The 13,229-nt window shown below is 61.1% G+C and carries 11 protein-coding genes; 6 read left to right on the top strand and 5 right to left on the bottom strand.

Features of this window, described 5'->3' with window-relative positions:
* Positions 1 to 322: 322 nt before the first annotated feature.
* Entirely contained in the window at positions 323 to 2,089 is a 1,767-nt protein-coding gene (locus KVP70_RS15820) for a hypothetical protein (protein WP_217943175.1), read from the bottom strand.
* Positions 2,090 to 2,362: 273 nt separating this feature from the next.
* On the opposite strand from KVP70_RS15820, the gene KVP70_RS15815 reads away from it, so the two are divergent.
* Positions 2,363 to 4,666: a UvrD-helicase domain-containing protein gene (locus KVP70_RS15815; protein ID WP_217943174.1), complete on the top strand. Its 2,304-nt coding sequence runs from the start codon at positions 2,363 to 2,365 to the stop codon at positions 4,664 to 4,666.
* Positions 4,667 to 4,715: 49 nt separating this feature from the next.
* On the opposite strand, the gene KVP70_RS15810 is transcribed toward KVP70_RS15815, so the two are convergent.
* The 3 genes from KVP70_RS15810 to KVP70_RS15800 all read right to left on the bottom strand — a co-directional run bounded on the left by KVP70_RS15810 (position 4,716) and on the right by KVP70_RS15800 (position 6,938).
* Entirely contained in the window at positions 4,716 to 5,489 is a 774-nt protein-coding gene (locus tag KVP70_RS15810) for a BPSS1780 family membrane protein (protein ID WP_217943173.1), read from the bottom strand.
* Positions 5,486 to 6,445 carry a homoserine kinase gene (locus KVP70_RS15805; RefSeq protein ID WP_217943172.1) on the bottom strand — a complete coding sequence of 320 codons (960 nt, stop codon included), beginning with the start codon at positions 6,443 to 6,445 and terminating at the stop codon, positions 5,486 to 5,488. The genes KVP70_RS15810 and KVP70_RS15805 overlap by 4 nt, the downstream gene beginning before the upstream one ends.
* Before the next feature lie 88 nt (positions 6,446 to 6,533).
* Entirely contained in the window at positions 6,534 to 6,938 is a 405-nt protein-coding gene (locus tag KVP70_RS15800; RefSeq protein WP_217943171.1) for a hypothetical protein, read from the bottom strand.
* A 243-nt stretch (positions 6,939 to 7,181) separates the two neighbouring features.
* On the opposite strand from KVP70_RS15800, the gene polA reads away from it, so the two are divergent.
* The 5 genes from polA (at position 7,182) to KVP70_RS15775 (ending at position 12,371) form a co-directional block, all read left to right on the top strand.
* Positions 7,182 to 9,953 carry a DNA polymerase I gene (gene polA / locus KVP70_RS15795; RefSeq protein ID WP_217943170.1) on the top strand — a complete coding sequence of 924 codons (2,772 nt, stop codon included), beginning with the start codon at positions 7,182 to 7,184 and terminating at the stop codon, positions 9,951 to 9,953.
* Positions 9,954 to 9,982: 29 nt separating this feature from the next.
* Complete coding sequence (locus KVP70_RS15790) at positions 9,983 to 10,867, top strand: dienelactone hydrolase family protein (protein ID WP_217943169.1); 885 nt, start codon at positions 9,983 to 9,985, stop codon at positions 10,865 to 10,867.
* A gap of 134 nt (positions 10,868 to 11,001) precedes the next feature.
* Positions 11,002 to 11,754 carry a ZIP family metal transporter gene (locus tag KVP70_RS15785; protein WP_262311784.1) on the top strand — a complete coding sequence of 251 codons (753 nt, stop codon included), beginning with the start codon at positions 11,002 to 11,004 and terminating at the stop codon, positions 11,752 to 11,754.
* Between the two features lie 61 nt (positions 11,755 to 11,815).
* Positions 11,816 to 12,097 carry a hypothetical protein gene (locus KVP70_RS15780; RefSeq protein ID WP_217943168.1) on the top strand — a complete coding sequence of 94 codons (282 nt, stop codon included), beginning with the start codon at positions 11,816 to 11,818 and terminating at the stop codon, positions 12,095 to 12,097.
* The gene (locus tag KVP70_RS15775) at positions 12,069 to 12,371 is read left to right on the top strand and encodes a type II toxin-antitoxin system RelE/ParE family toxin (RefSeq protein WP_217943167.1); all 303 of its coding nucleotides are present in this window, start codon (positions 12,069 to 12,071) and stop codon (positions 12,369 to 12,371) included. The genes KVP70_RS15780 and KVP70_RS15775 overlap by 29 nt, the downstream gene beginning before the upstream one ends.
* Here the strand turns inward: KVP70_RS15775 and KVP70_RS15770 are convergent.
* A complete protein-coding gene (locus KVP70_RS15770; protein ID WP_217943166.1) occupies positions 12,368 to 13,219 on the bottom strand; it encodes a sulfurtransferase in 852 nt (283 codons plus the stop codon). The genes KVP70_RS15775 and KVP70_RS15770 overlap by 4 nt on opposite strands.
* Between the last annotated feature and the right edge of the window lie 10 nt (positions 13,220 to 13,229).

The raw sequence follows: 13,229 nt of genomic DNA, 5'->3' as shown, positions 1-13,229 counted from the left end.
ACATCGTCGGCTTCTATAACTGCAAGCGCATCAATTCAGCATTGGGAAATCTGTCACCCGCCGTCTACGAACGGAAAATGGCAGCACGTGAACCTATCGTTGTGTCCGAAATTACTTGACCACCGCACGAAATACCTGTCGTTCCCGCGAAGGCGGGAACCCATGCACTGCATGAGTTCCCCCCATGCACTGCATGAGTTTCCCCCCATACGCCGCATCCCCAGAGGCTCAGCATGGAGGGAATTCAGGCAATGCCTGGATTCCCGCCTGCGCGGGAATGACAAATTGGCGGTTATTCGAGGTTCCCTGTAGGCGTCTCAGACTACTTAGAAAATCGAAGTGGATATGCAATATACCGAAGACTTCCGTATCTTAAATAGTCGAGTCCTACCAGTGGATTTTTCACATTAGAATCAATCATTATAGCTGCGCTTGGACCTCCATCCAATCTCAGCGCATTTTGTATCTGGAACGATTTAAATATTGGGCAAAGATCAGCAGCGGTTGTCGACGAGCCAGAAACTGACGACATCATCACCATTTGTCCAGGTCCTGCACCGATAGCCGACCACCTACTACTTGTGCCAGGAGTTTGACATACTCCATTTTTAACCACTGATGTTGAGGAACTTATCACATTAAATCCAGAATTACCGAAATTCACATACAGGTCACTTGTGTCGAAAAATGCGAGGTTTGAAAAATCTCGGCCGTACCCCATTACAAATTTCTGCCCTGTGTTGAAACAGGGATACAATAATGTGCATATGTTGGTAGTTCCACCGCCAATCGTATTGTTTGCCTTCACTTGTCCATTGGATGTTACATAACCATCTAACGTTCCATCTCCCCCTGATACAATTCCAAGATCTCCTGACCATGTAAACCCGTTGATAGAGACAATGGAATTAGCTCCAGAATCAGTAATTCTTTTAAGGAAGAAATAAGGGCCTGTGCCCGCTGAGTCTCTGAATTTACTATCATGTAGCGGAATCGAATATTTAACTCTTGGGTCAGATGTATTGATATATGCAATATGGATATACGGTGGTATATTTTCACACCAATTAACATTCACAACACCACTTCCAGAAGCCGCACTTCTGATTCCATTTAAATTCACGGGATTTGAGATGATTTCCGCACACGACTGTGCAGCCGTAGCTGATATACCTTTCTCTTTCTGATTTTCGCTCGAATTTATAACGTCGGTATCTGAATTGCTAAATACCCCGGTCTTGGGGATTGTTTTTTTTATTTTTCTCGATTGGTTTGGAGTCGGAGCTGACTTTGCTGACTGCGAATGCATTTGATAACTCATCGGCGCGGGTGTCGGCGTAACAGCGCCGTCGCCACGCATGCCTTCTTTGGAACGGTCAATTTCAGCCGTCTCTAGCGACCCATTGTGGATGAAATTCACATAAGGAAAAATATCAACCAATGGATGTTTGTTGCCGTTATCATGAATTCCAACCGAAAATATTTGAGCGGTTTCCAAAGCGCCAACGGGTAGGAAAAAAATCGTGGCATGGCTCAAGGTTGCCGTCATTGCAATTTTTGGATTGTAGTATACGGATTGGCTTTCTTTGTTGAAGAAATTACTTGAAGAGTCAGATGGATAATAAATTTCATTTTTTCCATTCGACCTCCTTGATAATATTATTAATATTTCACCGCCATAGTATCCTTCTTCAAGCGCCAATGGAGTGCGTAGTTTGATATTTCCATCAACAACTTTTGCCCCTGTGATTTCTGAAAAATATACGCTTTCAATTTTCACTGACGGAACGATCGCGTCGACAACCAACGTGGCAGACCCGTTTGCCGTGTTTATCGCGTTGAAATAGCCAGGGGTAGGTGGGCTAAAACATGCACTTTTTGTGCAAACATTCAATCTACCCAAGCGGATGGAGTTTTCTGGATTTAACTCGCCGATGGCAAGACTAATTTTTAACCGTGTGAATCCTTTTGCTATTTCTGATTCAGGTGTAAAACCATTAACAGGTGACGAAGAATATGGCAGTGCAGAGGCAAACGATGTATTGCTAAAAGATAAAAAAATCAGCAAGGAAAGAAAGTATCTAAACATGTCTTCTCCATTTAATTGAGTAACAGTTTTCAGCAATGATAAGATAAATTTCTCGAAAGCTACGTTCGGAACCTGACACAGAAATCGAAGCTTTCAGAGACCAATAGTAGCAGGAATCATGAAATAGTTGCAAAATAATTAAATTTAATTATTGGATACTTTTTACCCCCCCGGCTACGGACCGGCGTTCGATCCTAGTGAAGTAACTGTCCGGGAAATCCGGGATACCTCAGGGCTACCTCAACTTGATCGCCACCCCGGTATAATCACGGGATGCACAATCTTCTCCATAATCTCAACGACGAACAACTCGCTGCCGTGACCCTGCCGGCACAAAGCGCCCTGATCCTGGCGGGCGCCGGCTCCGGCAAAACCCGCGTCCTGACGACCCGCATCGCCTGGCTGATACAGACCGGCCAGGTGTCGCCGTCCGGCCTGCTGGCGGTGACCTTCACCAACAAGGCCGCCAAGGAAATGATGACGCGTTTGTCGGCGATGTTGCCGATCAATACACGCGGCATGTGGATCGGCACCTTCCACGGCCTGTGCAACCGCCTGCTGCGCACCCATCACCGCGACGCCGCGCTGCCGCAAACCTTCCAGATCCTCGACAGCCAGGACCAGCTGTCGGCCATCAAGCGCCTGATCAAGGCCAACAACGTCGACGATGAGAAGTTTCCGCCGAAAGAGGTGATGTACTTCATCAACGGCGCCAAGGACCAGGGCCTGCGCGCCAACAAGATCGAACCCTACAACGCCGACGAGCGCAAGAAGTGCGAGCTCTACCAGCTGTACGACGACCAGTGCCAGCGCGAAGGCGTGGTCGATTTCGCCGAGCTGCTGCTGCGCACCTACGAGCTGCTCAGCCGTAACCAGCCGCTGCGCGAACACTACCAGCAGCGCTTCAAGCACATCCTGGTCGACGAGTTCCAGGACACCAATGACCTGCAATACAAGTGGCTCAAGCTGCTGGCCGGCCACGGCGAACGCGACGGCGGCAGCGCCCTGTTCGCGGTCGGCGACGACGACCAGAGCATCTACGCCTTCCGCGGCGCCAACGTCGGCAACATGAGCGCCTTCGAGCGCGAGTTCAAGGTCCAGAACCTGATCAAGCTGGAGCAGAACTACCGCTCCCACGGCCACATCCTGGACGCCGCCAACGTGCTGATCGCCAACAACAGCAAGCGCCTGGGCAAGAACCTGCGCACCGACGCCGGCCACGGCGAACAGGTGCGCGTGTACGAGGCGAGCTCCGACCTGGCCGAGGCGCAGTGGATCATCGAGGAAACCAAGAACCTGATCGCCGACGGCGCCGCCCGCAGCGAGATCGCGGTGCTGTACCGCTCCAACGCGCAGTCGCGCGTGATCGAGCATGCGCTGTTCTCGGCCGGCATTCCGTACCACGTCTACGGCGGCCTGCGCTATTTCCAGCGCGCCGAGGTCAAGCACGCGATCGCCTACCTGCAGCTGATGGACAACCCGCACAACGATTCGGCCTTCCTGCGGGTGGTGAACTTCCCGACCCGCGGCATCGGCCTGCGCTCGATCGAAGCCTTGCAGGCGGCCGCCGACCAGCACCGCATCTCGCTGTACGCTGCCGTGCCTTACGTGGCCGGCAAGGCCGGCTCGTCGCTGGGCGGCTTCGTCAAGCTGGTCGAGGGCGCGCGCTTTGAAACGCAGCAGATGGCCCTGCCGGAACTGGTGCGCGTGGTGCTGGAGGCGTCCGGCCTGCTGGCCCACTACCAGACCGAAAAAGAAGGCGCCGACCGCATCGAGAACCTGGAGCAGATGGTCAGCGCCGCCACCCAGTTCGTCTCCGAGGAAGGTTTCGGCCAGGGCGCGCCGGCGCACCTGGGCCCGCAGGCCCAGGCCCAGGCGGGTATGCCGATCGTCAACGAAGACGGCTTCGAGATCCTCGACGCCGACGCCGCGCTGCCGACCGTGATGTCGCCGCTGTCGGCCTTCCTGTCGCACGCGTCGCTGGAGGCGGGCGACAACCAGGCCACCGCCGGCCAGCAAGCCGTGCAGATGATGACGGTGCACTCGGCCAAGGGGCTGGAGTTCAACAACGTCTTCATCACCGGCCTGGAAGAGGGCTTGTTCCCGCACGAGAGCAGCTCGCGCGAACACGACGGCGTGGAAGAGGAACGCCGCCTGATGTACGTGGCGATCACGCGTGCGCGCCAGCGCCTGTACATGTGCTTTGCGCAGACCCGCATGCTGCACGGCCAGACCCGCTACAACATGAAGTCGCGCTTCTTCGACGAGTTGCCGGAAGAGTCCTTGAAGTGGCTGTCGCCCAAGGTGCAGTCGCACTGGTCCGGCAACAAGAAATCGGCCTGGGACCAGGCGCCGCTGGTCGGTTCGGACAACGCCATCGCGCAGAAGATCGCGCAGAAGTCGCCCGGCTCCGGCTGGCGCATCGGCGAGTCCGTCGCGCACGGCAAGTTCGGCGAGGGGGTGATCGTCAACATCGAGGGCAGCGGCAACAACGCCCGCGCGCAGATCAACTTCGGCAGCCACGGCATGAAGGTGCTGGACCTGAGCATCGCCAAGCTGGACCGGCTGGGCCGCTGAGGCGGGCGCGAGGTGCACCATGAGAAAAGGCGGCCATGGCCGCCTTTTCTTATGGCTTCGGTGGCAGCACCGGCGGCGCGCTGGCCTCCGGCGTGCCGAAGATCTGGCGGTAGCAGGTGTACAGCGTGCAATGCATCAGCACGACCATGATCAGGAAGATGGTGAAGATGGCCGTCACCTCCATCTGCGCCGAATCGAACAGCAGCACCGGGATCATGCTGCCGACCTGGAACATCAGGAACAGCACCACGGCCGCCGTCAGGAAGGCCTTGATGTCGCGGCACACCGCCACCACGCTGAAGAACAGCGCCTTGGCCAGCGTCATCTTCTGCCAGTAGATCAGCGGCGCGGCCAGGCTGGTCAGCATCCAGCCCAGCATGTAGATGCCGGACGAGACGAACAGGGCGCCGCGGGAATTTTCCAGCATGTCCTTGTCCATCGGGATCTGGCGCGTGGCCATCTGGATCAGCACGCCGTCGTCCAGCCAGCTCAGCACCGCCAGCGCGAGCAGCATCACCAGCAAATACAGCACGCCCAGGCCCAGCAAGGGTTTGCGCACCGGCTTGCGGAAGCCGCTGAACACCAGGTTGGGCAGCGCGCGCTGGTCGTGGTCGACGTCGGCGCAGGCTTGCAGCATGGCGATGCTGAACATCGGCGCCAGCAAGGTCGGCGCGATCGAGCCCAGCAGTGGCACCACCAGCGAGAACAGCGACAGGAACATGCAGCAGAAGAACAGCGCCATCAGCGCGCCCGGCTGCTTGCGGAACAGCTGTAGGGCCTGCTTGACCCAGTGCCAACCAGCCTTGGCGGGGAGCTTGTTCATCCGCGCAATCCCGGCGCCGGCGTGGCGATGCGCTCGCGCAGGATGCGTTCGAAGTGGGTCGGGTCGTGCGGCGTCAGCATCTCCGCCTCGCGCGGCAGGTGGAAGTCGTACAGGCGCGACAGCCAGAAACGCAGCGCCGCCGCCCGCAGCATCGGCTGCCAGGCGGTCTGCTCGGCGTCGGTGAACGGCCGCACGGCGTGGTAGGCGTCCAGCAGGGCGCGCACGCGGGCGGCGTCGAGCACGCCGGTGTCGAGGTTGATGCACCAGTCGTTGACCGTGACGGCGACGTCGAACAGCCAGGTGTCGCAGCCGGCGAAGTAAAAGTCGAAGAAGCCGGTCAGGCGCTCGCCGTCAAACATCACGTTGTTGCGGAACAGGTCGGCGTGCACCGGGCCGCGTTGCAGCTGATGGTAGGTGTCGCAGCCGGCAAACGCTTCCTGGAAATGCATCTCGGCGCGCAGCAGATGGGCGCAGCTGTCGTCGAGGAAGGGCAGCACCTGCGGCGTGGTCTCGTTCCACCAGTCCAGGCCGCGCAGATTGGGCTGCTGCAGCGGATAGTCGACGGCGGCCAGGTGCATGCGCGCCAGCATGGCGCCGACGGCGGCGCAATGCGCCGGCTGCGGGGCCATCTGCGACTTGCCTTCAAGCTTGGTGACGATGGACGCCGGCTTGCCGTGCAGGGCGACGATCAGCTCGCCCTGGTCGTTGGCGACCGGCGCCGGCACCAGCACGCCGCGATCGGCCAGGTGGTGCATCAGCTTGAGGTAAAACGGTAATTGCTCGAAGGTCAGCACCTCGAACACGGTCAGGACGTATTCGCCCGTTTCCGTCGTCAGGAAAAAGTTGCTGTTCTCGATGCCGCTGGCGATGCCTTTGAGCGCCAGGGGCTGGCCGAGGGGGAATTGCTTGATCCACTGGGGAAGGTCGTCCAGGCTGACCGGGGTAAACACTGCCATGAGAAAACTTGATGAGGTTCGGTGGGCGGCGCCGCCGTCGGGACGGGCGCCGGGGGACGCCCGCGCAGGGCGGGCGCTCGCTAGATCGTTATTTCACGGCAGGGGGCGCGGTGCTGTCCGTCGAGCCGTCTTCTTCCGTGGTCTTTTTCTTTTTCTTGCCGATGTCGAATTCCATCACCGTCCATTGCGGGCCGCGGTTGGCGCCCCCCATCGCATCGCCGGGTAAGGCGGTGCCGGCCGGGCGGTTCGGCTTCAGCGTGTAGGTGCTGGGGCCGCTTTTGACGGTCGCTTCCACCACTTGACCGCTGTTGTCGCGCTTTTCGGTGATCTTGTGTTCCGGCGTCGGCTTGGCGGTCACGGTGATCGCATCGTCGGCCACTTCCTCGATCTTTTCCAGTTTTGGCGGCGCCTGGCTCGGCGTCGACTGGGCAAACGCCGTGTGGGCGCTGAGCGTCAGGAGGAGGGCAGGCACAAGAATGGAGGTGCGCGTCATGATGGATCGCCTTAGGGTGAAATACGGCTGTGAAAAACCGTCAAAATTTTATGTATGATCCATTGTAACAAACAGACACGCTTCGCTGTTTTTAAAAGCCGATTTCCCCACAGTGGCGCTGGGGTATTGTTATTTTGAAAAGACCATGCCGGGCGACGGAAGCGCCGCCAAAACCTGCGATAATGCGCCATTCGTGGCCTTGCCGCCATTGTTGCGCGGCGCCCTCACCCATATCTAGTGTCTATGCAAAATACCCTGCTGTTAGTTGACGGTTCCAGTTACCTTTATCGCGCTTTCCACGCGCTGCCCGACCTGCGCAGCCCGGACGGCCATCCGACCGGCGCCATGCACGGCATGGTCAATATGTTGCGCCGCCTGCGCGCCGACTACCCGGCCGCCTACATCGCCTGCGTGTTCGACGCCAAGGGTAAAACTTTCCGCGATGACATGTATCCCGAGTACAAGGCCACGCGCGCCTCGATGCCGGACGACCTGCGCCTGCAGATCGAGCCCATCCACGAGGCGGTCAAGGCCATGGGCTGGCCCATCCTGATGGTCGAGGGCGTGGAGGCGGACGACGTCATCGGCACGCTGTCGGTCCAGGCGGCGCAGGCCGGCATGAACGTGGTGGTGTCCACCGGCGACAAGGACCTGGCGCAGCTGGTCAATCCGCAGGTCATGCTGATCAACACCATGACCAACGAGAAAATGGACGAGGCCGGCGTGCTGGCCAAGTTCGGCGTGCCGCCCAACCGCATCATCGACTACCTGACCCTGATCGGCGACACCGTCGACAACGTGCCGGGCGTGTCCAAGTGCGGCCCGAAGACCGCGCTCAAGTGGCTGAGCGCCTACGACTCGCTCGATGGCGTGATCGCCAACGCCGCCCAGGTCGGCGGGGCGGTGGGCGAGAACCTGCGCAGCGCGCTGGAATGGTTGCCCAAGGGCCGCGAGCTGATCACCGTCAAGCTGGACTGCGACCTGTCGGCCCACATGGCCACCATCGCCGAATCGCTGGTGGCGCGTGGCGAAGACCAGGAAACGCTGCTGGCCTTCTTCAGCAAGTACGGCTTCAAGACCTTGCTGCGCGAGCTGGGCGGGACCACGCCGCAGGCGCCGGTGGGCAAGGCCGCCGCCGTGGCCGCCGCGCCGGCGGCCGGCGGCGCCGTCTCCGCCAACCTGGACATGTTCGGCGAAGCGCCCAAGCTCGACACCCACTACGAAACCGTGCTGACCGACGAACAGCTGGACCAGTGGATCGCCCTGATCGACGCCGCCCAGCTGACCGCGGTCGACACCGAAACCACCTCGCTCGAGCCGATGACGGCGCAGATGGTCGGCATTTCGCTGTCGGTGGAGCCGGGCGTGGCCTGCTACATCCCGGTCGCGCACGCCTATCCCGGCGTGCCGCAGCAGCTGTCGCGCGAGCACGTGCTGGCCAGGCTCAAGCCGTGGCTGGAAGACGCCACCAAGCTGAAGGTCGGCCAGAACCTGAAGTACGACAGCCACATCTTCGCCAACCACGGCGTCAAGCTGCAAGGCATCGAGCACGACACGCTGCTCGAATCGTATGTGTTCGAATCGCACCGCACGCACGACATGGACAGCCTGGCGCTGCGCCACCTGAACCACACCACCATCCCGTTCGTGGACGTGTGCGGCAAGGGCGTCAACATGATCACCTTCGACAAGGTGGAGATCGCCCGCGCCACCGAATACGCGGCCGAAGACGCCGACATCACGCTGCGCCTGCACCAGGCCATGATCGGCCAAGTCGAGAACGACGCCAGGCTGAACTTCATCTACCGCAACATCGAGCTGCCCACCGCCGTGGCGCTGCAAAAGATCGAGCGTAACGGCGTGCACATCGACGCCGAGCTGCTCAACATCCAGTCGGCCGAGCTGGGCGCGCGCATCGTCGAGCTCGAAGCGAAGGCGCATGAACTGGCCGAGCAGCCGTTCAACCTCGGCTCGCCGAAGCAGATCGGCGAGATCTTCTTCGAGAAGCTCAAGCTGCCGGTGGTGAAGAAGACCCCGAGCGGCGCGCCGTCGACCGACGAGGAAGTGCTGCAAAAGCTGGCCGAGGACTATCCGCTGCCGAAAGTGCTGCTGGAATACCGCAGCCTGTCGAAGCTGAAGTCGACCTACACCGACAAGCTGCCGAAAGGGATCAACCAGGACACCGGCCGAGTGCACACCAACTACGCGCAGGCGGTGGCGGTGACGGGCCGTCTGGCCTCCAACGATCCCAACCTGCAGAACATTCCGATCCGCACCAGGGAAGGCCGCCGCATCCGCGAAGCCTTCATCGCGCCGCCGGGCAGCCACATCGTTTCGGCCGACTATTCGCAGATCGAGCTGCGCATCATGGCGCACATCTCGGAAGACGAGAACATGCTGCGCGCGTTTGCCGAGGGCGTCGACATTCACCGCGCCACCGCCGCCGAGATCTTCGGCGTGTCGCCGGCAGACGTCAGCAGCGAGCAGCGCCGCTACGCCAAGGTCATCAACTTCGGCCTGATCTACGGCATGAGCGCCTTCGGCCTGGCCGGCAACCTGGGCATCGAGCGCGGCGCGGCGCAAAGCTATATCGACCGCTACTTCGCGCGCTTCTCGGGCGTCAAGCAGTACATGGACGACACCCGCCTGCAGGCCAAGGCGCGCGGCTATGTGGAGACCGTGTTCGGCCGCCGCCTGTGGCTGCCGGAGATCAATTCGCCGAACGGCCCGCGCCGCCAGGGTGCCGAACGCGCCGCGATCAACGCGCCGATGCAGGGCACGGCGGCCGACTTGATCAAGCTGGCCATGGTGGCGGTGCAGGATTGGCTGGAAAAGGATAAGCTGCAGACCAAGATGATCATGCAGGTGCATGATGAACTGGTGCTGGAAGTGCCGGACGCCGAACTGGCGCTGGTCAAGGAAATGCTGCCGAAGCTGATGGCAGGCGTGGCGGCGCTGAAGGTGCCGCTGACCGCCGAAGTCGGTGTGGGTAAGAACTGGGACGAGGCGCATTAAGCCTCTCACGCTAATTACGGAGGAATCGCATGGATGATTTGAGGCAGGATGCAGAGAGCTTGTTGACCAAGACCAGTCTGTCGGACGGCGTCGACCGCCGCGACTTCCTGAAAGTAGCGCTGGGTACCGGCTTCGCCGCCGCCGCGCTGCCGGTGGTGGCGCAGAACGTCATCAAGACCGACACCGCCGGCCTGGTCGCCGGCACCATCACCCTGACGGTGGACGGCGTGCAAGTGCCGGTCTACCGCGCCCAGCCGGAAGGCAAGACCAACTTGCCGGTGATACTGGTGGTGTCGGAAATCTTCGGCGTGCACGAGCACATCGCCGATGTCGCCCGCCGCTTCGCCAAGCTGGGCTACCTGGCGCTGGCGCCGGACCTGTTCGTGCGCCAGGGCGATCCGCAAAAGGCCGCCTCGATCGCCGAACTGCAACGCGACATCATCTCCAAGACGCCGGACGCGCAAGTGATGGCCGACCTCGACGCGACCGTGGCCTGGGCCAAGGCCAACGGCGGCAACGGCGACAAGATCGGCATCACCGGATTCTGCTGGGGCGGCCGCATCACCTGGATGTACGCCGCGCACAACCCCAGCATCAAGGCCGGCGTGGCCTGGTACGGCCGCCTGATGGGCGACAGCACTCCGGTGACTCCCAGGCACCCAGTTGATATCGCTGGATCTCTGACCGTGCCGGTGCTGGGCCTGTACGGCCTGAAGGACACCGGCATCACCCAGGACTCGATCGCGGCGATGAAGGCGGCGCTGGCCAAGGGGCCGAACAAGGCGGTGTTTGTCGTCTATCCGAACTCCGGCCACGCCTTCCACGCCGACTACCGCGCCAGCTACGTCGAGGCCGACGCCAAGGACGGTTGGACCCGTTTGCAGGCGTGGTTCAAGCAAAACGGCGTGATCTAGGACCTGTTTTGCCGGGTTTTTAGCCAAAGATGAGCATAAAAGCGGGCCGGGCGGTAAAATGATGCCCCCGGCCTGCGCGCAGCGGCCCGGTCCCTGCTACAAGAGGCTATAACATCGATCCCGTACTCATCTCCATCCTACTGGCCACCACGGTTGCCGGCGTCGTCAGCATCACCGCTGCCGCGGCGTTCTCGTTTACGCTGCTGTCCAAGGTGGTGGAGCGCATGGTCAGCCTGTCGGTGGGCATCATGCTGTCGACCTCCCTGCTGCACGCCTTGCCGGAAGCGTTCGAATCGCAGGCCAGCGCGCGCAGCCTGTTCGCCACCCTGCTGGGCGGCCTGTTGGCCTTCTTCCTGCTGGAGAAGCTGGCGATCCTGCGCCATTCGCACCACCACGAGGGCGACGGCCACCACCACCACCACGGCCACGACAAGCGCGAGGCGGGCAAGGCCGGCTGGATGATCCTGGTCGGCGACGGCATGCACAACTTCACCGACGGCATCCTGATCGCGGCGGCCTTCCTGGCCAATCCCGAGCTGGGGCTGGTGACGGGGCTGGCCATCATCGCCCACGAGATTCCGCAGGAGATCGGCGACTTCATCGTGCTGCTCAACGCCGGCTTCTCGCGCACGCGCGCCTATGTCTACAATTTGCTGTGCAGCCTGCTGGCGATCGCCGGCGGCTTGCTGGGTTACTACACGCTGGAGAGCGCCAGCAGCATGATCCCGTATGTGCTGGTGTTCGCCTCGTCGGGTTTCATCTACATTGCCGTCAGCGACCTGATGCCGCAAATGCAGCGCCGCGCCACGCTGCGTGAAACCATCCCGCAGGTGTTGCTGATCGCACTCGGCGTCGCCATCGTGCTGGTGCTGACCCACGGCCACTGAGGCTTGTGACCGCTCAACCCGGCGCGCTTGCGCCAGGCGGCGCCGGGAGTATGATGACGGGATGAACTCCAGACAAAAAAAGCAGGCTGAAGCGTTAGCGGCACTCTCCGCCGCCGATCGCGTGCGCCTTGAGCGGCTGGCTGCCCTGGCTCAAGTGACAGCCGAACATCTTTGGCCGGAAGTCTGGCAGTATGGATTTGACGACGTCGAGGAGAGCGTACAGGCTGACCTGGACGCTGACGCGGATATCGCAGCGGGTCGAACTATCCCGCACGAAGAGGTAATGGCGCAGGCTCGACGTATCCTGGAAGCCCATGTCAAACCCAAGCGTAAAACCGGCTAAGCTGGCAATACGCTGGTCATCGGCGGCACGCAGATCGCTTGATCAGACCATTGCACACATTAACGAGCAAGATGTTTCGGCGGGCGAACTTATCTTGCTGCGATTGCAGAATGCATTGGATGTCATCGTGGCTCAACCGGGTATTGGTACACCCACCGACAGGCGCGACACGCGCCGATTCCCGATTCCGAAGACTGGCCACACGATTGACTATCGTGTCCGTCAGAGTGAAATCATGGTCACGCGTTGGGCGCGCCAGAGGCGCAATGGTTAAGCGCCAGTCGCCACCGGCCGTGCCGGATCGGAGCACCATTCGCTCCACGAGCCTGGGTAGAGCGCGGCGCCGGACAGGCCGGCCACTTCCAGTGCCAGCAGGTTGTGGCAGGCCGTCACGCCCGAGCCGCATTGCATGATCGCCCGCGGCGCGCTGGCGAACAACGGCGCGAATTCCTCTTTCAATTGCGCGGCGTCCTTGAAACGGCCGTCGGCGTTCAGGTTGTCCTTGAAGAAGCGGTTCTTGGCACCAGGAATGTGGCCACCGACCGGATCGATGGTCTCGTTCTCGCCGCGATAACGGTCGGCCGCGCGGGCGTCGACCACGGTGCGGGCCTGCGTGGCCAGGTTGGCCACCACGTCCTCCACCGACACTGTCGGCGCCAGCGACGGCTGCTCGTGGATAGCCCCGCGCGCGCGCGGCGCTTCCGGCGTCACCATCGGCAAGCCCTGCGACTGCCACGCGGCCAGGCCGCCGTCCAGCACCGCCACCGCCGGATGGCCCACCCAGCGCAGCAACCACCACAAGCGCGCCGCGAACATGCCGCCGTGCGCGTCATACGCCACCACCTGCGTGTCGTCGTTGATGCCCCAGCCGCGCAAGCTCTCGATCAGCGCGGCGCGCTCCGGCAGCGGATGGCGTCCACGGAACTTGCCGTCCTCACCCTGCTTGGCGCCCGACAGATCGGTATCGATGTTGGCAAACTGCGCGTTCTGGATATGGCCGATGGCAAAGCCGTCGCGGCCCGCGTTGGGATTCATCAGGTCGTGGCGGCAATCGAGTATCACCCAATTGTCGTCGGTCAGGTGCTGGGACAGTTCGGCGGCGCTGATCAAAGTGGTGTGCATGTTCCGGGTT

The organism is Duganella violaceipulchra (genome assembly GCF_019166075.1).
Taxonomy (GTDB): domain Bacteria; phylum Pseudomonadota; class Gammaproteobacteria; order Burkholderiales; family Burkholderiaceae_D; genus Rugamonas; species Rugamonas violaceipulchra.
Note: the sequence above shows the minus strand (reverse complement) of the source record. Positions and strands in the feature narration are given on the sequence as shown.